This is a genomic window from Streptomyces sp. NPDC059373, assembly GCF_042751495.1.
Taxonomy (GTDB): domain Bacteria; phylum Actinomycetota; class Actinomycetes; order Streptomycetales; family Streptomycetaceae; genus Actinacidiphila.
Map to the genome: position 1 here is coordinate 40,077 of NZ_JBHYXC010000011.1, position 21,374 is coordinate 61,450.

The 21,374-nt window shown below is 69.4% G+C and carries 16 protein-coding genes and 1 pseudogene; 16 read left to right on the top strand and 1 reads right to left on the bottom strand.

From position 1 onward, the window contains the following. The first annotated feature begins 91 nt into the window (after positions 1–91). The 3 genes from ACFXJ5_RS17580 (at position 92) to glxA (ending at position 6,189) form a co-directional block, all read left to right on the top strand. Positions 92–2,098, top strand: a complete 2,007-nt coding sequence (locus tag ACFXJ5_RS17580) for a spermidine synthase (RefSeq protein WP_384631300.1) — start codon at positions 92–94, stop codon at positions 2,096–2,098. 265 nt (positions 2,099–2,363) lie between these two features. Further along, positions 2,364–4,196, top strand: a complete 1,833-nt coding sequence (locus tag ACFXJ5_RS17585) for a glycosyltransferase family 2 protein (RefSeq protein ID WP_384631301.1) — start codon at positions 2,364–2,366, stop codon at positions 4,194–4,196. Positions 4,197–4,227: 31 nt separating this feature from the next. Next, a complete protein-coding gene (gene glxA / locus ACFXJ5_RS17590; RefSeq protein ID WP_384631302.1) occupies positions 4,228–6,189 on the top strand; it encodes a radical copper oxidase GlxA in 1,962 nt (653 codons plus the stop codon). Between the two features lie 16 nt (positions 6,190–6,205). On the opposite strand, the gene ACFXJ5_RS17595 is transcribed toward glxA, so the two are convergent. After that, entirely contained in the window at positions 6,206–7,588 is a 1,383-nt protein-coding gene (locus tag ACFXJ5_RS17595) for a carbohydrate-binding protein (protein ID WP_384631552.1), read from the bottom strand. A gap of 133 nt (positions 7,589–7,721) precedes the next feature. Here ACFXJ5_RS17595 and ACFXJ5_RS17600 point away from each other — a divergent pair, with 133 nt between their 5' ends. The 13 genes and pseudogenes from ACFXJ5_RS17600 to ACFXJ5_RS17660 all read left to right on the top strand — a co-directional run bounded on the left by ACFXJ5_RS17600 (position 7,722) and on the right by ACFXJ5_RS17660 (position 21,341). Continuing rightward, a complete protein-coding gene (locus ACFXJ5_RS17600) occupies positions 7,722–8,471 on the top strand; it encodes a peptidyl-tRNA hydrolase (protein ID WP_384631304.1) in 750 nt (249 codons plus the stop codon). A 465-nt stretch (positions 8,472–8,936) separates the two neighbouring features. Then, entirely contained in the window at positions 8,937–9,638 is a 702-nt protein-coding gene (locus ACFXJ5_RS17605) for a FadR/GntR family transcriptional regulator (protein ID WP_384631306.1), read from the top strand. A gap of 86 nt (positions 9,639–9,724) precedes the next feature. Further along, positions 9,725–10,744 (top strand): ABC transporter substrate-binding protein, encoded by a 1,020-nt coding sequence (locus ACFXJ5_RS17610; protein WP_384631308.1) that lies wholly within the window; start codon positions 9,725–9,727, stop codon positions 10,742–10,744. A 31-nt stretch (positions 10,745–10,775) separates the two neighbouring features. Further along, positions 10,776–11,561 (top strand): ABC transporter ATP-binding protein, encoded by a 786-nt coding sequence (locus ACFXJ5_RS17615; RefSeq protein ID WP_384631309.1) that lies wholly within the window; start codon positions 10,776–10,778, stop codon positions 11,559–11,561. Then, a complete protein-coding gene (locus ACFXJ5_RS17620) occupies positions 11,558–12,409 on the top strand; it encodes an ABC transporter permease (protein WP_384631311.1) in 852 nt (283 codons plus the stop codon). The genes ACFXJ5_RS17615 and ACFXJ5_RS17620 overlap by 4 nt, the downstream gene beginning before the upstream one ends. A 15-nt stretch (positions 12,410–12,424) precedes the next feature. Continuing rightward, entirely contained in the window at positions 12,425–13,228 is an 804-nt protein-coding gene (locus ACFXJ5_RS17625; protein WP_384631313.1) for a creatininase family protein, read from the top strand. Then, a complete protein-coding gene (locus tag ACFXJ5_RS17630) occupies positions 13,225–14,634 on the top strand; it encodes an amidohydrolase family protein (protein ID WP_384631315.1) in 1,410 nt (469 codons plus the stop codon). The genes ACFXJ5_RS17625 and ACFXJ5_RS17630 overlap by 4 nt, the downstream gene beginning before the upstream one ends. Before the next feature lie 62 nt (positions 14,635–14,696). Continuing rightward, positions 14,697–15,776 carry an acetamidase/formamidase family protein gene (locus ACFXJ5_RS17635; protein ID WP_384631317.1) on the top strand — a complete coding sequence of 360 codons (1,080 nt, stop codon included), beginning with the start codon at positions 14,697–14,699 and terminating at the stop codon, positions 15,774–15,776. After that, a complete protein-coding gene (locus tag ACFXJ5_RS17640) occupies positions 15,773–17,374 on the top strand; it encodes an amidase (protein WP_384631319.1) in 1,602 nt (533 codons plus the stop codon). The genes ACFXJ5_RS17635 and ACFXJ5_RS17640 overlap by 4 nt, the downstream gene beginning before the upstream one ends. After that, the gene (locus ACFXJ5_RS17645) at positions 17,371–18,156 is read left to right on the top strand and encodes a cysteine hydrolase family protein (protein WP_384631321.1); all 786 of its coding nucleotides are present in this window, start codon (positions 17,371–17,373) and stop codon (positions 18,154–18,156) included. Before ACFXJ5_RS17640 ends, ACFXJ5_RS17645 begins: the two co-directional genes overlap by 4 nt. Further along, positions 18,153–18,593: a cupin domain-containing protein gene (locus ACFXJ5_RS17650; protein ID WP_384631323.1), complete on the top strand. Its 441-nt coding sequence runs from the start codon at positions 18,153–18,155 to the stop codon at positions 18,591–18,593. The genes ACFXJ5_RS17645 and ACFXJ5_RS17650 overlap by 4 nt, the downstream gene beginning before the upstream one ends. A gap of 472 nt (positions 18,594–19,065) precedes the next feature. After that, a pseudogene (locus tag ACFXJ5_RS17655) lies at positions 19,066–20,398 on the top strand (MbnB/TglH/ChrH family RiPP precursor modification enzyme). 193 nt (positions 20,399–20,591) lie between these two features. Next, positions 20,592–21,341 (top strand): DUF4142 domain-containing protein, encoded by a 750-nt coding sequence (locus ACFXJ5_RS17660; protein ID WP_384631324.1) that lies wholly within the window; start codon positions 20,592–20,594, stop codon positions 21,339–21,341. Positions 21,342–21,374: the final 33 nt, after the last annotated feature.

The following is a 21,374-nucleotide window of genomic DNA, read 5'->3' on the forward strand; positions in this document are numbered from 1 at the left end:
AGCGGAAATCCTTGCGAGGCGCTCTCCACGCACCTGGCGCGAAGTGGCACCATAAGGGCGCATGGAGCAGACGGGACAAACGGACAGATCCGTGCGCTGGAGGTTGCTGCTGGCCAGCGCCACCATGCTCTTCGTCGAGCTGGCGCTGATCCGGTGGGCCGGCGCCAACGTCGTCCACCTCAGCTACTTCTCCAACTTCATCCTGCTGGGATCCTTCCTCGGCATCGGCCTCGGTTTCCTGATCCCCGCCGAGCGCGGCCAGTGGATCAAGCGGATCGCGCCACTGCCGCTGGCCCTGCTCGTCGTCCTCGTCCGCGAATACCCGGTCCAGGTACGCCAGACCAGCGACCAGGTCATCTACTTCACCGCCGTGAAGACCACCGGCCTGCCCGAGTGGGTGACCCTGCCCGTCCTCTTCCTGCTGACCGCGATCATCATGACCGCGATCGGAAAACTCACGGCGGATCTCTTCCGCCGCCTCCCCTCGCTCGAGGCCTACCGCTACGACCTCCTGGGCAGCCTCACCGGCACGGTCTCCTTCGCCCTGCTGTCCTGGCTGCGCGCCCCGTCCGTGGTGTGGGGCATCCTGGCCGCCCTGGCCCTGCTGACCCTCGGCGGCCGCCGCAACACCGTCTGGTACGTGATCCCGCTGGCGGCCATGGTGACGGCGCTGTTCCTGGAGTCGACGACCGCCGGGATCTCCTGGTCGCCGTACTACAAGATCCAGCTCAGCCGCTCGAACTCGGCCACCCGGACCTACCACATCTCCGCCAACGGCGTCCCCCACCAGAGCATCGCGCCCCTCAACGTGCTGCTGCGGGAGAACTCCCCGTACCGCCAGGCCTACGACCAGACCCCCGGCAACCCCCACAAGCGCGTCCTCGTGATCGGCGCGGGCAACGGCAACGACGTCGCGGTCGCGCTGAGCCAGGGCGCCGAGCGGGTCGACGCCGTCGAGATCGACCCCCGCATCCAGCAGATCGGCGCACAACTGCACCCCGCGAAGCCGTACTCCGACCCCCGGGTGCACGCCCACATCAACGACGGCCGGGCCTTCCTGGAGCGCACCGACGCCACGTACGACCTCGTCATCCTGGCCCTGCCGGACTCGCTGACGCTGGTGGCCGGGGCGAGCAATCTGCGCCTGGAGAGCTATCTGTTCACCCAGCAGGCCTTCGAGGCGGCCCGCGACCACCTCGCGCCGCACGGCGCCTTCGCCATGTACAACTACTACCGGCAGAGCTGGCTGGTCGACCGCTTCGGCGGCAGCCTGCAGGATGTATACGGCCACGCCCCCTGCATGACCACCTTCCGCAAGAACGCCGCCGTCCTGGTCGCCGGGATGACCACCGCCGACCAGGCCTGCGACACGGTCTGGACGCCGAGCGGCGCGGTGCCCGCCGCCGCGACCGACGACCACCCCTTCCCGTACCTGCTCCACCGGGACATCCCCACGCTCTACCTGAGCGCCCTGGGGGCGATCCTGGTGGTGACGCTGGTGTCGGTGCGGCTGACCGGGGTGCGGATCAGGCGTACGGTCCGCTACACCGACATGTTCCTGATGGGCGCGGCCTTCATGCTGCTCGAAACCAAGAACGTGATCGGCTTCGCCCTGTACTTCGGCACCACCTGGCTGGTCAACGCCCTCGTCTTCATCGGCGTCCTGCTGGCCGTCCTGGCCGCCGTCGAGGTCCGCCGCCGGCTGCCCCGGGTCAACCAACTGGTGCTGCGGACGCTGCTCTTCGGCACCCTCGCCGTCGCCTGGCTCGTCCCCACCAGCGCCGTCCTCTCCCTCCCCTTCGCCGGCCGGCTCGCCGCCGCCATCGCGCTGGCCTTCGCCCCCATCTTCTGCGCCAACCTCATCTTCTCCGACCGCCTCGCCCTCGCCCCCGACCCCACCGCCGCCTTCGGGGCGAACCTGCTCGGCGCCCTCACCGGCGGCGCCATGGAGTACCTGGCCCTCGTCACCGGCTACCAGGCCCTCCTGCTCGTCGTCGCCCTGCTGTACGCGGGGGCCTGCGTCGCCATGCGCTTCGCCGGACGCGGTCCGGACGAGCCGACGGCGGTCCCCGGTGAGGCGGTCCCGGCCCGCAGGTAGGGCGCCGGAGGTTTTCGCAGAGGAAAGCCTTCCGCCATGAGCCGGTAACGCAAACACGACAAACTCACACGGGCTAGCATGTGATGGCACACAAGAAGCATTTGATCATTATTAACGCCTTGGGGGGCGCAGCGGCCAAGTGACCCGGAACCGGGGGGTTCCGGTACATGTGGGGGGACGTCCGGCCTGAGGGGGCCCGGACCATTCCTTCCGCTGTCACTGTCACCGGTGCCGCTGCCGCCGTGCCTTGGAGGGGGCAGGCGTCATGACAGAGGTATCGACCGAGCCGAGACATCCCGTCCCGGCGGCAACCGACGGCGGCGGGACGCGCTCGCGCTACCGGCACATTCCCGCGCTCGCCTATGACTACGACCGCTTCAGCCGGCTCACCGGCCCGATCACCGAACCGCCGCCGGACGGCGCCCCGTACCGGGTCCGCTACCGCAATCTGCTCAACAAGGAGACCCGCCGGCTGCGGGTCGTCGTCCTGATGGTGCTGGCTCCGGTCGTCGAAGCGGCGCTCCTGATCTGGCTGTTGATGCCGCAGCACTGGTCGCAGCGACCCTTCGAACCACGCGAGTGGCTGCTGCGGCTGGACAAGGTGGTGCTGGGCACCATCGTCGTCATCGAGTTCTTCCGGCTGCTGCAGATCGTCTCCAACGCGCACGGCACGCTCTTCGCCCGCGACCCCATACCCGTCCGGGCGGAGCCCGGCAGCCGGGTCGCGTTCATCACCACCTGCGTGCCGGGCAAGGAGCCGCTGGAGATGGTGCGCAAGACCCTGACGGCCGCGGTACGCATCAGGCACCAGGGCTCCGTGCACGTGTGGCTGCTCGACGAGGGCGACGACCCGGGGATGAAGGCACTGTGCGCGGAGCTGGGGGTGCGTCACTTCTCCCGCAAGGGGGTGGAGAAGTACAACCAGCGCAAGGGACCGTTCCGCGCGAAGACCAAGCACGGCAACTACAACGGCTGGCTCGACGCGCACGGCGACGCGTACGACTTCCTGGCCTGCGTCGACACCGATCACGTCCCGCACGCCAACTACCTGGAGCGGATGCTCGGTTACTTCCGCGACCCGGACGTCGCCTTCGTCGTCGGCCCGCAGGTCTACGGCAACTACGACTCGCTGGTCACCAAGGCCGCCGAGAGCCAGCAGTTCCTCTTCCACGCCGTCGTCCAGCGGGCCGGGAACCGCTACAACTCCCCCATGTTCGTCGGGACGAACAACGCGGTGCGGATCACCGCCCTCCAGCAGATCGGCGGGCTGTACGACTCGATCACCGAGGACATGGCGACCGGCCTGGAGTTCCACCGCACGCGCAACCCGTACACCGGGCGCAAGTGGAGATCGGTCTACACCCCGGACGTCCTGGCGGTCGGCGAGGGCCCGTCGTCCTGGACCGACTTCTTCGGCCAGCAGCTGCGCTGGAGCCGTGGCACGTACGAGACGCTGCTCAAGCACTTCTGGAAGGTCATGTTCCGGCTGTCCCCCGGACGGCTGTTCAACTATCTGCTGATGCTGGCCTTCTATCCGATGTCCGGGATCTCCTGCATCCTCGGCGGCCTCAGCTCCGTCCTCTACCTGGTCTTCGGCGCCTCGGGGGTGAGCGTCTCCACCGCCAGCTGGATGATGCTCTACTGCGACGCCGCGCTGCTACAGATCGGCCTGTACGCGGTCAACCGCCGGCACAACGTCAGCCCGCACGAGCCCGAGGGCTCCACGGGCGTCGGCGGCATGGCGATGGGCGCCATGGCGACCCCGATCTACGCGACCTCGCTGGTCGGCGCGATGCTGCGGCTGCCGGCCGGCTTCAAGGTCACCCCGAAGGGTGACTCCTCCAGCCCCGACCGGGTGCTGACCTTCCGTATGCACCTGCTGTGGGCGGTCGTCTTCGGCGGGGCTTTCGCCGCGTCCTTCTGGACCGGCCACACCTACCTGGCGATGCGGATCTGGGCGGTTCTCGCCCTGGTCTCCTCGCTCCTGCCACTGATCATCTGGCGGGTGCAGGCCACCCGCAGCCGCCGCCGCTCAGCCGTGCCCAGCACCCTGAGCGTACCGAGCACGCAGAGCACACAGAGCACACAGAGCACCTGAGCACGCCATGATTCCAGGGGGGAATCGCACCATGTCAGAGTCGATCTTCCGGCCTACGCTGAGAACGAAGCGGCTGGCCATCGGCAGCACCGTCTTCCTCGCCTTCACCGGGATGAACGCACCGGCGGCCGTCAGCTTCGCCCAGGTGAAGTACCACCAGTACGTCATCTCCCGACCCGAGTACAAGCGCCAGTACGGCTCCTGGACCGTCGTCAACATCCCGGAGGCGTTCCAGGTGAACGCCATCCACGCGACGCTGCTGAACAACGGAAAAGTGCTGATCATCGCCGGATCCGGCAACGAGAAGGACAACTTCAAGGCGGGCACCTTCAGGACCCTGCTCTGGGATCCGGTCAAGAACACCTACAAGCTGATCCACACGCCGGCCGACATGTTCTGCGCCGGCCACACCTCGCTCGCGGACGGCCAGGTCCTGGTGGCGGGCGGCACCCTGCGCTACGAGGTGCTCAAGCCGGACGTGAAGAAGGCCGGCGGCACCATGCAGGTCAGGAACGAGGACCCCAACCGCTCGCGCAAGGTGCCCAAAGGCACGGTCTTCGTATCGCCGGCCGGCGACGAGTACGTCAGCAACGACAATCTCGTCGTCCCCGCCGCCGCCAAGGTCACCAAGATGGTGAAGAACAAGCAGGGCGTGAAGGCCCCCAAGACCGTCGTCGTCACCGCCCAGCAGGCGGTCTTCGTCGAGGCGAGGGACAAGGGCAAGGACAAGGCCGTCAAGAAGATGACCCAGTTCCGGGTCAAGGGCCTGAAGGGCAACAGCGGCGAGACGCTCTACGGCATGGCCAAGGCGATCAACTTCAACAAGCAGGACTACCAGGGGATCAAGGCCGCCTACGAGTTCAACCCCGACACCGAGCAGTACGAGAAGGTCCAGCCGATGCAGTACGCGCGCTGGTACCCGACCCTGGTCCAGCTCCCGGACAGCAAGATCATGACCGTCTCCGGGCTGGACGACACCGGCTACATCCTCAACGGGCAGAACGAGATCTTCGACCCGAAGACCAAGTCCTGGTCACCCGCCGCCACCCACTACTTCCCGACCTACCCGGCGCTCTTCCTCACCGCCGACCAGAAGCTCTTCTACTCGGGGTCCAACGGCGGCTACGGACCGCCGACCAAGGGCCGCGTGCCCGGCATCTGGGACTGGAAGAAGAACACCTTCACCAAGGTCCCCGGGCTGCGCGACTCGAACACGCGGGAGACCAGCCCCTCGGTGCTGCTGCCGCCCGCCCAGGACCAGAAGGTGATGATCCTCGGCGGCGGCAAGCCCGGCGAGTCCCGGGTCTCCACCGCGCACACCGACATCGTCGACCTGTCGAAGCAGGACCCGAAGTTCACCGCGGGACCCGATCTGCCGGCCGGTGGCACCCGCTATCTCAGCGCGGTGATCATGCCGGACGACACCGTCTTCACCACCGGCGGCTCGGCCGACTACCGGGGCAAGCACGGCAGCGACATCCTCAAGGCGCAGACGTACCACCCGGACACCAACACCTTCACCAGCGCCGCCGATCCGACGGTCGGCCGCGACTACCACTCGGAGGCACTGCTGCTGCCCGACGGACGGGTGGTCACCTTCGGGTCGAACCCACTGTTCGGCGACAAGGGCGACACCCTGCCGCCGACCTTCGAGAAGCGCATCGAGATCTACACCCCCGCCTACCTCTACCAGGGCGGCGAGCGGCCCAAGGTGACCGGCGGCACGACGGAGGCGGTGCGCGGCAAGTCGGCCGACTTCACCACGTCGGACGCGTCGAAGATCGCCACCGTACGGCTGATGCGGCCGAGCTCGGTCACGCATGTCACGGACGTCCAGCAGCGGTCCATCGCACTGGACTTCAAGAAGACCGCGTCGGGCATCACCACCACCATCCCGAAGAACTCGGCGCTGGTGCCCTCCGGTTGGTACATGCTCTTCGTGGCCGACAAGAAGGGCGTGCCGTCCGTGGCCCGCTGGGTCCACGTCACGTGATCACGCAGTCAAGTGATCAGCTGAAGCCGACCCAGTTCAGATTGACGAAGTCGTCGGGCTGAGGGGCGGCGAAGGTCAGGAAGACGTCGTGGGATCCCGTCGTTGACGGGATCTCCGCGCTGAGGGTCTTCCACGTCTGCCAGCCGCCGGTGTTTCCCGGCTCGAGGGTGCCGATCGGCGCGGCTGTCGGGCTGTCGAGCCGCACCTCGACCTTGCCGCCCTCCGTGGCCACTCCGCCGCCCGAGGCGACCCGCGCGCTGAAGTGGCTGTCGCCGCTGAACGTGACCCCGTCGAAGCGCAGCATGTCGCCGTCGCCGAGCCAGCCCACCGTGTGCCCGCGGCCCTTGTCCGCCTGGTCGGTGCTGGGCTGCACGGCGGTGCCCTGCTGGCTCGTGGCGTACTCGGCCCGGATCGGGCCGCTCGCCTTGAAGCCGGTGCGCGGTCCGGTGGTTGCCTGCGGGGTGCCGCCACGGCTGCGTACGGAGACGTAGTCGACCACCATCGGCACGCCGGGCTTGGTGCCCGCGTCCGGGGTGGTTCCCTGGGCCTGACCGTTGGGGAAGTCGCCGCCGATGGCCAGGTTGAAGAGGATGAAGTTGCTGTTGTGGACGGCCTGCTTCCAGGTCTGCGCGTCGACGTCGGTGGCCTTCACGGACCAGAACTTCTTGCCGTCGACGTACCAGCGCAGCTCCTCGGGCGAGGTGCTGCGGTCCCATTCGAAGGCATACGTATGAAAATTGCCCGCGCACGGCGATCCGGGGCAGGTCGTCCCCGCCCCGAGCCCGTTGTGCTCGTCGCAGGGGCCGCCGGGCTCGGTGCCGCAGTGCAGGGTGCCCCGGATCTCGCCGGTGCCGTTGACATGCTCCAGCACGTCGAACTCGCCTATGCCGGGCCAGGAGTTGGGATTCCCCCGCACCCCGGCTCCCAGCAGCCAGAAGGCCGACCAGTACCCCTTGGCCTGCGCCCCGGTCACGTCCGGCAGCTGCACGCGGGACTCCACGCGCAGGGTGCCGTGCTGCGGCGGCTGGAAGTCCTCGCGTACGGACTCGATGCGGGCCGAGGTCCAGGCGCCCTGACTGTCGCGCAGCGGCGTGATGCGAAGGTTTCCCTTGCCGTCCAGGCTCACGTTCTTCGTACTGTCGGTGTACGTCTCGATCTCGCCGGTGCCCCAGTGGTCCGCGCCGCCCGGGTAGCCCGTGCCCTTGTCGATCAGCCAGCGGTCCTTGGCCGGGAGACTGCCGGCGGTGCCGTCGAAGTCGTCCCGGAAGACCTGTGTCCAGCCGCTGCCATTGGTCTTGTCACCGCCCGCGTCGCCGCCGGATGTGCCCTCGTCGCCCGTGAAAGCCATGACGGCGACCACCGCCGCCACCATGGCCAGTACCAAGCCGCCTGCCAACACGACCAAGCGTGTGGAGGTTGCGCCCATGTGCCGGCCCCCCTGCCGGAAGTCCCCACCCCTTTTGTGCCAGCCTACGGCAGTGGCTGCACCGGTGGGGCAATTGGGACGGACCGGTTGATGGCAGGATTGGCCCGTGACCAGCACCAGCCCCGGCACCAGTCCCTTCCGGCACGAGGCCGCCGACCGCGACGCGGCCCCGCAGTTCGTCCTGCCCCTCGTCGTACGAATCGAGCGCGCCGCTCCCCCGGCCCGTACCGACGCCCTGGAGACGGCGGCCCGCGCCGTCCTCACCCTGCTCTCGGACGAGCGGGCGACAGCCGAGGACGGCGAGTGGGCCGAGGCCGTACGCAACTGGCAGGACGCGCGCATCCGCAAGGTCGTCCGGCGGGCGCGAGGCGCGGAGTGGCGGAAGGCGACCGAGCTTCCCGGTATCACGCTCACCGGCACCGCGACGGAGGCCGCCGCCGAGGTACGGGTCTTCCCGCCGGTACCGCTGGACGGCTGGCCGAAGGAGTTGGCCAAACTCCAGGTGTCCGGCACCGACCTCGGTGACCCCGAGCCCCCACCCGCCCCGGCGGCAGGCGTGCCGGTGCTGTGGCTCAACCCCGGCCTCGACATGTCGGCCGGCAAGGCCATGGCGCAGGCCGGACACGGCGCCCAACTGGCCTGGTGGGAGCTGTCCGACGCCGACCGGGCGGCGTGGCGCGACGCCGGCTTCCCGCTGGCCGTACGGACGCCGTCGCCCGAACGCTGGGCCGCGCTGACCGCCTCGGGCCTGCCCATAGTCCGCGACGCCGGGTTCACGGAGATCGCCCCCGGGAAAACTCTCGTAGTCGAAGGGGGCAGTCGCTTCTGCCCCCTCCCTCGTGCCCGGCGGCCGTAGGCGGGCTACTCAGGGTCCCGGCGCGCTAGCAGGCGGCGCCGCCTTCTCGGCTTCGGCAGGGCCGTCTCCGCGGAGGAACTCGTAGGCTCCGCGGAGGCGGGTCCGCAACCGCTCCTGCGTTGCGCGGCCATCGAGGCGTACGTCGAGGGCTCCAGGCTCAGCGATCTGGGCTCGCTGCCCGGCATGCGCGCGGCGCCGCCAGTGGCGTGGGAGTGCTCCGGCCGCGCTACAGGGCCGCCCCGGCGGCCCTGTAGCGGGCTGGGTCGAGCGGGATGCCGAGGGCCCCATCGTCCTGGTCGTGGTGCGCGCCGCTCCGGCAGTGCCGATGTTTCATCGATGTGACCTGCGTAAACGTCTGGTTTCGATGTACTTGGAGGGCTTTCCCCGGTGCCGGATCGTCCTTACGGTTCACATCATCAGCTGGTCAGACCAACTGGCCGTAGGAGGATCAGAGGAGGGAAGTCTTTGGACGGGTTCGACGCGTTTGTGCGTCGGTCGCTGAGTGTGAGCTCCGAGATCGTCGCTCACATCGAGACGCTGATCAGCAGCGGTTCTCTGGAGCCGGGCACCAAGCTTCCGCCGGAGCGTGAGCTGGCGCTGACGCTGAAGGTCTCGCGGGTGTCGCTGCGTGAGGCGATGCACGAGCTGGAGGCCAAGAGGGTGATCGAGCGCCGGCCGGGTCGGGGCACCATCGTGCTGGAGGTGCCGTCTCACGCGCAGGCCCTGTACGAGGAGATGTCGGAGTCCGAGCGGACGCTGCGCGATGTCGCGGAACTGCGCGAGACGATCGAGCCGAAGTTCGCAGAGCTGGCTGCCGAACGTGCGACGAGCGCGACCTTGTACGCCCTTGAGCAGGTGCTGGAGAAGAGCGGCCGCGACTTGGCGCCGGAGGAGTCGCTGAAGGCCGACATCACCTTTCACATGCTGCTGGCCCAGGCGTCGCAGAACCCGTTGATGGTGGCCCTCAACTCCCTGGCCAACAGCTGGACGGAGTCGGTGCGCTCCTTCTCTCACGAGACCGCCGAGGCCCGCCGGTGCTCGCACCACGGGCATCAGCTGATTTTCGACGCAGTACGGAGCGGCAATGGCGCCGCGGCCCGAGACGCGATGCTGGCGCACCTCGCAGATGTCGCGAATCTGACGAGGGGCAGCTACCCCTCGTTCTGAACCGGCTCCACCAGCCACTTCCGCGAAATGAGCAACCCATGAGATCCCAGTTCATACGGCTGCGCCTGTTTCGTACGGCGTCAGTCATGAGTGCCACGGCGCTGGCCCTGGTCGCGGTGTCGGCGTGCGGCGGCAGCACGTCGTCCTCGGCGTCCTCGTCCTCGGGGGGCGGGGCCAAGGCGTTCAAGCTCGTTCTTCCCTGGTACGCCGATCCCGAGGGCGGCGGTTTCTTCGCGGCGAAGGCGGAGGGGCTGTACAAGACCAAGAACCTGGATGTCACCCTGCAGTCCGGCGGTCCCCAGGTGTCGGCCACCCAACTCGTCGCGGCGGGCCGTGCCCAGGTCGGCTTCACCGACGCGGCCGGCATCATCCAGGCACGCGAGCAGGGCATCCCGATCGTCGCGATCGGCGCGCTCTACCAGGACAACCCGGTGGGCGTGATGGTGCACGCCAGCACCGGCATCACCTCCTTCGCCGGCATGGGCGGCAAGACGTGGGTGGTGCAGACCGGTCAGCTCGGCCCGGCGTGGGTCAAGAAGAAGACCGGCATCAAGTTCACGACCCAGGCGTACCAGGGCTCTATCGCGAGCTTCCTGAAGAAGGACAGCCTGGTCCAGCAGGGCTGGCCCACGAACGAGGCGTACACGGCCGAGAAGGCCGGGGTGAAGGTCAACTTCGTTCCGTTCTCCACGTCCGGATTCAATCCGTACAACGACATCTTCTTCACCTCCGAGTCCTATCTGAAGAGCCACCGCAAGGAGCTGACCGACTTCCTCGCGGCGAGCATGCAGGGCTGGCAGAACTACATGGGCGATGTGTCGGTCGCCAAGACGGCCAACGCCGCCATCCTCAAGGCGAACAACCAGCTCACCTCGCAGAGCGCCTGGTACGCCTGGGACAAGCAGCGCAAGTACGTGGTCGCCGACGAGGGCAAGCAGCAGCTCGGCGCGATGACGCAGAAGCGCTGGACGACGTTCATCGACCAGATGAAGCAGCTCGGCCAGCTCAAGAGCACACCGAAGGCGAGCGATCTCTACGACTCCTCGTTGCTGCCCACGGTCGCCGCCCCCACATCCCTGCCCGCGGCGCCGGCCGGGTCCTACTGATTTCCCGAGCGCCCGGAAGGAGCAACGCAGTATGAGTGCGGTCCCTGTTGAGAACCAGGTCGAGAAGCAGGCGGTCGGTCCCGGTCCGCTGGTCTCGTTCGAAGGTGCGGACAAGGTCTACAGCAGCGGCTTCCGGGCTCTGGCCCCCATCGATCTGCGCCTGCCACGGGCGGAGATCACCGCCCTGGTCGGCCCTTCCGGGTGCGGCAAGTCCACGCTGCTGCGGATGGCGGCCGGCCTGACCGCACCGACGAACGGCAGCCTGACCCGGCACACCGAGCGGATGTCGTACGTGTTCCAGGATCCGACCCTGCTGGCCTGGCGGTCGGTCCGGGCCAACGTCGAACTGGTGGCCAAACTGCAGGGCGTGCCGCGCCCGGAGCGCCGGGAACGGGCGCAGGACGCCATCGACCTGGTCGGCCTGCGGGGGTTCGAGAAGGCCTATCCCCGCGAACTGTCCGGGGGCATGAAGATGCGCGCGTCGCTGGCGCGGTCGCTGACCAGCGAGCCGGAACTGATGCTGATGGACGAACCGTTCGCGGCACTGGACGAGTTCAACCGGGAAAAGATGGGCGCCGAACTGATCAATCTGTGGCGCACCCGGCAGGTCACCGTCATGTTCGTCACGCACTCCATCCCTGAGGCGGTCCGGCTCGGGCATCAGATCGCGGTGATGGGGACCGGGCCGGGCCATCTGAAGCAGGTCTTCCGCTCGCCCAGCCCGCCCACGCCCGACTCGGAGACCGGGCGTGATGACAGCGCGCTTCGGGAGCTGCGTACCGAGATCTCGATGATGCTGGGAGGTGCCGGGATATGACGGTCATTGACGCACCGGAACTGCCGAAAGCGGCCCCGGCGCAGCCGTCGGCGCGGCGGTGGCGATCGCTGGCGGTGAAGACCGTACTGCCGCCCGTCGGCGCGTTCGCGGTGGGGATCGGCCTGTGGCAGCTGGTGATCGTCGTCTTCAACGTCCCCGGGTACATGCTGCCTTCACCAGCGACGATGGCGAACACCATCACCGACGAGTTCGGCACGCTCGGTGAACCGACCTGGGTGACCCTGCGCGAGTCCGTGATGGGCTTTGTGATCGCGGCCGTCGTGGGGGTGCTCAGCGCGTTGGTGATGGCGCGCTGGCGGCTGATGGAACGCAGTCTCTACCCCTACCTGATCCTGCTGCAGACGATCCCGATCGTGGCCGTGGCACCGCTGTTCGTGGTCTGGCTCGGCCCGGGGATAGCGACGAACACTCTGGTGGCGGCCATGATCGCGCTGTTCCCGGTGGCGGCCAACACCCTCCAGGGCCTCAAATCCATCGACCGCAATCTGGTGCAGCTCTACACGATGGCCGGGGCGCCGCCGCGGGTGCAGCTGCTGTTCCTGCGGCTGCCCGGGGCGCTGCCGGCGATCCTGACCGGGTTGCGGGTGGCCGCCGGTGCCTCGGTGATCGGGGCGATCGTCGGTGAGTTCGTGGCGGGCGTCGGCGGCGGCGCGGGCGGCCTCGGATACGTCATCACCGAGAGCGCGGTGCAGCTGCGTACGCCCCAGCTGTTCCTGGCGGTCATCGGCGCGAGCGTCGTATCGCTGCTGCTGTTCGCGGTCGTCGTCCTGGTCGAGAGGTACCTGCTCGGCAAGTGGCACGAGTCCGCGCTGCCGACCGACGAATAGCAAGGAGCCACCATCGTGAGCACGCACCCATATCTGTGGGCCGAGCTGACCACCGAGGACGTCCAGGGCCTCGCCAAGGACAGCGCCGTGGTGATCCAGCCGATCGGCGCGGTGGAACAGCACGGCCCCCATCTACCGCTGATCACCGATGCGTTGGTGGCCGAGGTCATCGCCCGTACGGCCGTGGAGCGGCTCGGTGACGGTTCCAACATGTGGGTCCTGCCGACCCTTCACTACGGGAAGTCCACCGAGCACCTCGGCCGGGCCGGCACCATCGCGATGTCGACGGCGACTTTGCAGGCGGTGTGCATGGACCTGGGCGAGTCCCTGGCCAGGAGCGGTGTGCGCAAGCTCGTCTTCGTCAACGGGCACGGCGGCCAGCCGAGTCTGCTCGACGTGGTCGCCCGCGACATCCGCTACCACTTCGGCCTGCAGGTGTTCCCGGTCATGCCGTCGCGGTTCCCGCTGCCCGACGGGGTCGAGGACCCGGACCCGTTCGGCATCCACGGCGGGTTCGTCGAGACGTCGCTGATGCTGGCTCTGGCGACGCCGGAACTCGTACGTCTGGACAAGGCGGTCGCCGATGGTCTGCGGGTCGGCGAGCTGTACGAGGCGCAGCGGCATCTCACGCTGGAGGGCGTGGTGCCCACCGCGTGGCTGATCGACGACGTCTCCGCCTCGGGCGTCGTCGGCGACCCCGCCGGAGCCGACGCGGATACCGGCAAGCGGATCGTCGGGCACTGGACGGAGCTGCTGGCCGAAGCGCTGCTGGAGGTCCAGGCGTTCGCCTTCCCGGCCCTGGACGGAACCGCCCGGTGAGCGCGCTGGCCGGTATCGACTGGACCCGGACGGCCCTGACCGTGACCGGCGGCCTCTTCCTCACCATGGCGGACGGCCAGGACCCCTTCACCGGCTGGATGACGGTCGGCGCCGACGGCCGGATCACCGGCATCGGCCCCGGTGAACCGCCGTCCCGCGACGGCACGGTCCTGGACGCCACCGGCAAGATCATCGCCCCCGGGTTCGTCTCCGCCCACAGCCATCTGCACACCTCGGGCCTGCGCGGCCTGGCGGCGGGCGAGACGCTCTACCCCTGGGTGCGGGCCAACAACGAAGTACTCCTCGGCCTCGGCGCCGAGGACATGTACTGGCTCGCCCTGCACGGCTGCCTGGACTTCATCGGCAACGGCATCACCTCCGCGTACAACTTCGCCCAGAACCGGGTGGTGTGGATGTACGACCAGGTCACCGGCCGCGATGAGCCCGCCCGGGTCCACTCCGAGGACTTCGTCACCCGGCAGTTCGACGCGCAGGCCGACTCCGGCCTGCGGGTGTACACCGCCATCCGGCTCGACGACGAGGTCTTCGGCTCCCAGGCCGCGCTGGACAACTTCGGCCTGATGTCCGCCGACCTCGGGGACCGTATGCCGGACGCCGCACAGCTGGGCATCTCGGTGTACGGCGCGGTGCAGTGGTCCGGCTCGCCCGACACCGCCGTCCTGGAGTCCCGGGCCATGACGCTGTTCGGGGCCATCAACCAGGCGCACTTCGTGGAGACCGCCGAGAACCTCGCCGCGCAGCAGGCGAAGTTCGACTGGTACGCCGACGCCGGAGCGCTCGGCCCGCGCATGCTGTTCGGCCACTTCGTGCATCCCACCGACGAGATGATCGACGCCGTCGCCGCCACGGGCAGCGCGGTGGTGTGGCAGCCCACCTCCAACGGCCGGCTCGGCTCGGGCTTCGCCGATATCGTCCGCTACCGCGACCGGGGGATCCGGGTCGGCATGGGGCTGGACGACCAGTCGTGCACCGACATCTCCGATCCCTTCCAGAACATGCGGATCGGCATGTACGCGCTCCGCGCCCGGTACTCCCGGGCGGCGGTGATGATGCCCCGCGAGGTCCTGCGGATGCACACCCTCGGCTCGGCCGAGGTGCTCGGAGTCGCCGACCGCATCGGCAGCCTGGAGGCGGGGAAGTTCGCCGACTTCCTGGTCGTGGACCCGGCCCGGCCCGACACCGGGCCGATGTGGGACGCGTACGCGTGCTACGTCATGGCCTGCGGGCTGCGCAATCTCAAGCAGGTGTACATCGGCGGCGCTCTGGTCAGCGAGGAAGGGCGGTCGCTGCACCCGCAGGCCGACGAGGTGGGCGGGGAGCTGCGGGCCCGGCTCATCCGGGCGGCACGCGACCAGGGACTGCCGCCGCCGGCCGCCACCGGATGAGCCCGCCACTCGCCCCTGGAAGCCCGTCAGAGCAGCGAGAAGTGAAAGCACTTGGAGGAACGATGACAACCGCGGCACGCCAGCACCTCAGTGCCACGGTGTCGACAACGCTGTGGGGCCGCCTGCCCTGCGCCGAAGACGCACCCGTACTCACCGTCGACCCGGGCGAGCAGGTCTCCATCGACACCATCAGCCACGAAGGCATCCTGGAGGACCAGGGCCGCGACCCGGTCGCCTTCTTCGGCAGACATGGCGTCGCGAGGCAGGACGTCCTGGCCGACACCATCGCGATCGCCTCCGGCGGCACCCACACCCCGGCCGACGGGCCGCATGTCGTCACCGGCCCGATCGAGGTACGCGGCGCGACAGCCGGCGACTACCTCGCGGTACGGGTGGACGAGCTGGTGCCGCGTACCGCCTACGGGGTGATCTCCAGCCGGCACAACAAGGGGCTGCTGCCAGGTGTCTTTCCCGCCGACGGACCGCTGACGAGCATCTTCTGCCCGGTGCTCGAAGCGGTCGACGGCGTCTCCGCCCCGCAGGCCACCCTGCCGCTCACGGCCGGCTCCACCGATCGCGTGGTGCGGTTCCCGATCGCGCCGTTCCTCGGTCTGATGGGCGTGGCCACCCCTGGATCCGCAAGACTGCACTCCACCCCGCCCGGCGAACACGGCGGCAACATCGACATCTCGCTGCTGCAAGCGGGCAGCACCCTGTACCTGCCGGTCCAGATACCCGGCGCCGGTTTTTACATCGGCGACCCGCACTTCGCCCAGGGCAACGGCGAGATCTCGCTGACGGCACTGGAGGCACCGCTGCGCGCCACGCTGACGATCGACGTCATCCCCCGGCAGCGCGCCACCGAGCTGTTCGGTGACGCGCGCGGCCCGATAGCCCGGACCCCGGACTTTCTCGTGCCGACCGGCCTGGACACCGACCTCGACGAAGCGGTCGCCACATGCGCGCGCAACGCGCTGGAACTGCTGCGGGCATCCTTCGGAATGGATCACGAGCTGGCGTACGCCTATCTCAGCGCGGCGACCGACTTCGACATCTCCCAGGTGGTCGACGTGGTCAAAGGCGTACACGCTCGCATCAGGCTCTCCGATTTCGCACGGGTGGAAGGACACGCATGGCGATGAGCGGGCACAAGGAACACGAAGGCTGCGAAGTGATCGCCCCGGACGATGCACCACCGGGCCTGCTGGAGGCGTTCTGGCGCTACGACAAGGCCCTGCTCGCCAACGACCGGCAGACCCTCGACGCGTTGTTCATGCCCGGCCCCCACACCCTCCGGGGCGATGGACAGACGCTGCTCGTCGGCCACAAGGCGATCGCGGGCTTCCGGTCCGCACGCGCCAGGATCCCGACCCGCAGGGTGACCCAGCTCCACGTACAAGCGATCGCCGCCGATGCCGCACTGCTGATGGCGCGCACCCGCGACGGCGACGCGACCGGACTGCAGACCCAGCTGTGGCGCCTGACCGGGGACCGCTGGGTGGTCGCCGCCGCGCATGTGAGCCTGCCCGTGGCACCGAAACCGGACGGCCCGGCGGCTCCCTTGGACACAACGGTCTGGCGGGCGGTCGGTGATCCGCTGGTGGCCGCCCGCGCGCGGGGCCCGCTGGACGGCATCGGCGTCGCCGTGAAGGATCTGTTCGCGGTCGCCGGGCAGCCCATCGGCGCCGGTGTCCCGGCCTGGCTGGCCGAGCAGCCCCCGCAGGCCGAATCGGCGCCGGTGGTGAGCGCGTTGCTGGCCGCCGGGGCGCACCTGGTGGGCATCGCCCGCACCGACGAGTTCGCCTACAGCCTGGCCGGCACCAACGCGCACTACGGAACCCCGCCGAACCCGGCCGCGCCCGGCTGCGTCAGCGGCGGGTCCACCAGCGGACCGGCGAGCGCGGTGGCCCTCGGCCAGGCGGCGGTAGGGCTCGGCACCGACACCGCCGGGTCCATCCGGGTCCCCGCGTCGTACCAGGGCCTGCTCGGGCTGCGCACCACGCACGGCGCGATCAGCACCGACGGCGTCCTGCCCCTGGCCAGGTCCTTCGACACCGTCGGCTGGCTGACCCGGGACGTACGCGCCTCCGCCGCCGTCGCCCGGATCCTTCTCCCCGCCGACGACGGCGGGGCCGTGCCCGTACGCCGCACCGTCCGTCTGCCCGAGGTCGAAGCCCTGGCCAGAGCGGACGTGCGGGATGCGTTCACGACCGCCGTCGAGGAGCTGACCGGGACCGGGAAGCTCCCTCCGGCCGAAGTCGTTGACCTGCCGCGCGACCTGCTGGAACGCTGGTTCACCGCGTTCCGCACCGTACAGGCGTGGGAGGCCTGGCAAGCCCACGGTTCGTGGATCACCAAGCATCCCGGCTCGCTCGGCGCCGATGTGGCCGACCGCTTCGCTCAGGCCTCCGAGGTCGGCGAAGAACAGGTAGCGGCGTCACGCGAGTTGGCGGCCGCCGCGCGCGACCAGCTCGGGGAGTGGCTCTCGGGCAGCGTCCTGGCCATCCCCTCGGCCTCCGGCCCAGCACCGGCCCGCAGCGCCTCGGGGGAACAGATCGAGGCCGAGCGCGCGGCGACGCTCCGGATGACCTGCCTCGCGGGACTCGCCGGTGCCCCGGCCCTCTCACTGCCGCTGCTGCGGTCCGCCGACGGACGCCCGGCGGGCCTGTGCCTGCTCGGCGCACCGGGAACCGATCACGGCCTGCTCGCCCTCGCCGCCGCACTGGAGACCTCCGCATGACCGCCCTGCCCCGCCACCGCAACCGCTGGCAGTTCCCCGGCCCACACATCGACCTGCACCGGCCCGAGCTGCCGTCCCGCTCGGCGGCGTTGCGCGCCGAACCCGCCCCGATCGTGCTCGATCCGTCCCGTACCGCCCTGATCGTCGTGGACCTGCAGAACGACTTCTGCACCCCGGGCGGCTGGCTGGCCGGCATCGGCGTCGACGTATCGGTGCTCGCGACGGCGGTCGAACTGAGCGCACAGGCCGTGCCGGCCGCCCGGGCAGCCGACATCCCCGTTATCTGGCTGAACTGGGGCAACCGCCCCGACCAGGCGAACCTTCCGCCGGGCGTGGCACATGTCTACGACCCGTCAGGCACCGGCGTCGGCATCGGCTCCCGCACGCCCGGTACCGGCTCACGCGTGCTCACCAAGGACAGCTGGGGCGCCGCCCTCGTTGACGGCCTGGTCGCCGAGCCGCACGACATCCACGTCGACAAGTACCGCATGAGCGGCTTCTGGGACACCCCCCTGGACAGCATCCTGCGCAACCTCCGCGTGGACACGCTGATCTTCGCCGGAGTCAACTCCGACCAGTGCGTATACGCCACCCTCATCGACGCCGCCTGCCTCGGCTACGACGTCGTCATGCTCACCGACGCATCGGCCACCACCTCACCGTCGTACTGCCACGACGCGACCCTCTACAACACCCGCCAGTGCTTCGGCTTCACCGCCTCCACCCCCGACCTGCTCGACGCGCTGACCACCGCCGGCGATTCCAAGGAGAGCCCCGCATGACCACCGCCCCGACCCTGCGCCACCTCGACCAGGTCGTACCGCACCTGATCTCTCCCGCCGACACCGTCCGGCTCGCCCTCCTGGCCGGACCCGCCGACGGATCGCCGGCCAGCGTCTTCTTCGAAGTCTGGGAGCCCGGCGGCGCGCAGCCCGACAACTCCCACCCCGACTCCACCGAGATCTTCGTGGTCCTCACCGGACACGGCATCGCGCACAGCGACGAACACTCCGTACCCATCGGCCCCGGCGACGTACTCGTCCTGCCGCCCGGTTCGGTGCACCGCATCGAGAACACCTCCGCCACCGAGCGGCTCTACACCGTCACCATCATGGCCGAGGACGGCGGTGCCATGCCCGGCGGCTTCGCCGCACTCGTCAGCGCCGGTACCCCGGTCCAGTGGGACAACGCCGACCGGTCCGCACTGCGCGGACGCTGAGGACAGCTCCGTCGACGCGTACGACGCGGGGCCAGACGCCGGGCGCTCGTAAGTGAGCCGCCCACCCTTCGCGCCGACGTCGGATCGGGGATGCCGGGGTGCGGGTCCCGTCGTCATCGAACACCCTGGCAACACCCGCGGGGTCCTGGACATCGATTAGATGCCAGGCGACACCCGAGGCGCTGCCAGGCCGCGAAGCAAGGGTCGCTGCTGTCTCAAGGCCCATCTCGGTTGCCTGGCGGACCAGTTCAGTGCCCAGGAAACCGCTGCCGCCGATGATCAGGACCGTCATGGACCGCCACCGTAGCGAACGCGGGAACGGTGCAGGTGAGAGAACAATGCAAGAATCTGGCCCCGAACGAGATCACCCCCGGGTCCTGCACGGTCGTCGCCGACCACCCGAAGCTCAAATGAAGCTCTGAATGCGGCCCCGGCAGGGTTCGAACGGACCCGGCGGGGCCATGACCCGGGCATGAACGAGAAGCTCGGGACCGGCGGAGCCCGCGGAACCCTCGGGACCCTGGGGACCGGAATCGGCTGGCGGCCGGAGATCGCCGACGCGATCGAGGGTCTGCCGGGGATCGACTGGGTCGAGGTGGTCGCGGAGAACATCTGTCCAGGCCACCTCCCCGAACCGCTGCTGCGGCTGCGCAGCCGTGGCGTCACCGTCGTCCCGCACGGTGTGGCCCTCGGCCTCGGCGGCGCCGACCGCCCGGACCCGGCGCGGCTGTCGGCGCTCGCGGAGCGCGCCGAGGCGCTGGGCTCTCCCCTGGTCACCGAGCACATCGCCTTCGTACGGGCCGGCGGTCCGCTGACCGGCACGCCGCGCCTGGAGGCCGGGCATCTGCTCCCCGTCCCCCGCACCCGCGACGCCCTGGACGTGCTCTGCGAGAACGTGCGGATCGCCCAGGACGCGCTTCCCGTGCCGCTCGCGCTGGAGAACATCGCGGCGCTGCTCGCCTGGCCGGACGGCTACGAGGAGCTGAGCGAGGGCGCGTTCCTGGCTCAGCTGGTGGAGCGCACCGGCGTCCGTCTCCTCATCGACGTCGCGAATCTGCACACCAACCACGTCAACCGCGGCGAGGACCCGGCCGCCGCCCTGGACGAACTGCCCCTGGACGCCATCGCGTACGTCCATGTGGCGGGCGGCGTCGAGCGGGACGGCGTCTGGCACGACAGCCACGCCCACCCGGTCAGCCGGCCGGTGCTGGACGTCCTGGCCGAGCTGCGCGCCCGGGTCGAGCCGCCCGGCGTCCTGCTGGAGCGCGACGAGGACTTCCCGTCCGCCGGGGAGCTGGCCGCCGAACTGGCCGCGATACGAGCCGTGTTGGAGGCCGACCATGTCTGAGACCTCCTCCGGGTCCGCCGCGACCGACGCCGCCCGCCGGCGCCTCGCCGTGGCCCAGACCTCGCTGCTGTCCGCGCTCGTGGCCGGCACCCCGGTGCCCGAGGGCTTCGACCGGGCCCGGATCCGCGTGCAGCGCCGCGCCCTCGCGGCCAAGCGCGCCGGTGTCGTCGCCCGGATCGCCCCGGAGCTGCCGCGCATCCTCGGCGACGGCTACCGGCCGGCCTTCCTGGCCTACGCCGCCTTCCACCCGGTGCCGGCCGACGGATACCGCCGCGACGCCCTCTGCTTCGCCGGGCACCTGCTCTCCACGGACACCCTGGCGGCCCCGGTTCGCAGGCGGCTGGACGCCTGGTGGCGGGAGCGTTCCGGACCCCGGAAGCACACTTCACGCGTATTTATACGTATGGGCAGCGCGCTCCGTTCAATTGCGCCACAATCTTTTACGAACGTACGCTGACCTGCGGCTTTGCCGTCGTTCACAGGGGAAACACAACAACGTACCAACCACTGGCCCCTGGAAACTCAGCTTTCGCGAATACGTGACGATTCCTCATCCGGAACGCATCAAACGCACTAACGTGCGGTCGCATCTGGAAAAGCCGAGTGCGAGGCCGCCCCCGAGGGGGTGCTGCCACGCACCAGGAGGCGCGATGCGAACCACCCGTTACGTCACGGGAACCGGCCTCGTCGTGGGGGCGCTGGCCGTGACCGTTGTTGCTCTGATGTACCCCGTCATGTCCGCGTTCAACAGCGGCGTGGTGGGGTCGGGAAGCAACATCAATGCCCAGACCGTGGCCACTCAGTACGGCCCGCTGACCGCGCTGGACCGCACCTTCGTGACGAAGGTGCGGCTGGCCGGCCTGTGGGAATTCCCGGCGGGACAGATGGCTGAGCAGAAGGGAACGACAGCCGCGGTCAAGACTGCGGGCAAGCACCTGATCGACGGTCACACGGACCTGGACTCGGCGGTACGCAAGATCGCCCCGCAGCTGGGGATCACGCTGCCGAACGAGCCGACACCGGAGCAGCAGGGCTTCCTGGCGACGCTGTCGGCGGCCTCGGGAGCGGACTTCGACCAGAAGTTCGCCAACATCGTGCGCCTGCAGCACGGCAAGGTGTTCTCGGTGATCGCGCAGGTCAGGGCGACGACGCAGAACACGATGGTGCGGCAGTTGGCCGAGCAGGCCAACTCGACGGTGCTCGATCACATGAAGGTTCTGGAGGAGACCGGCCTGGTCGACTTCGGCCAGATCGCGACGAACACGACCGCCAGCCCGACGAATCCGAGCGCCCAGGTGGCGCCCACTCCCAGCGCCGGTGTGCCCACCGTCATCGTCACCACGTCCCCCACGTTCTCCCTCCCCCCAGCGGCCTCTTCTCCTGAGTCGCAGACGAAATGAGCCCTTTGATGCCACGACTACAGCAGTCACGCC

Excerpts from the sequence above, each read along its gene's own strand:
- glxA (WP_384631302.1), top strand. The coding sequence starts at position 4,228 with ATGTCAGAGTCGATCTTCCGGCCTACGCTGAGAACGAAGCGGCTGGCC.
- ACFXJ5_RS17650 (WP_384631323.1), top strand. The coding sequence starts at position 18,153 with ATGACCACCGCCCCGACCCTGCGCCACCTCGACCAGGTCGTACCGCAC.
- ACFXJ5_RS17615 (WP_384631309.1), top strand. The coding sequence starts at position 10,776 with ATGAGTGCGGTCCCTGTTGAGAACCAGGTCGAGAAGCAGGCGGTCGGT.
- ACFXJ5_RS17660 (WP_384631324.1), top strand. The coding sequence starts at position 20,592 with ATGCGAACCACCCGTTACGTCACGGGAACCGGCCTCGTCGTGGGGGCG.
- ACFXJ5_RS17585 (WP_384631301.1), top strand. The coding sequence starts at position 2,364 with ATGACAGAGGTATCGACCGAGCCGAGACATCCCGTCCCGGCGGCAACC.
- ACFXJ5_RS17645 (WP_384631321.1), top strand. The coding sequence starts at position 17,371 with ATGACCGCCCTGCCCCGCCACCGCAACCGCTGGCAGTTCCCCGGCCCA.
- ACFXJ5_RS17640 (WP_384631319.1), top strand. The coding sequence starts at position 15,773 with ATGAGCGGGCACAAGGAACACGAAGGCTGCGAAGTGATCGCCCCGGAC.
- ACFXJ5_RS17635 (WP_384631317.1), top strand. The coding sequence starts at position 14,697 with ATGACAACCGCGGCACGCCAGCACCTCAGTGCCACGGTGTCGACAACG.
- ACFXJ5_RS17610 (WP_384631308.1), top strand. The coding sequence starts at position 9,725 with ATGAGTGCCACGGCGCTGGCCCTGGTCGCGGTGTCGGCGTGCGGCGGC.
- ACFXJ5_RS17620 (WP_384631311.1), top strand. The coding sequence starts at position 11,558 with ATGACGGTCATTGACGCACCGGAACTGCCGAAAGCGGCCCCGGCGCAG.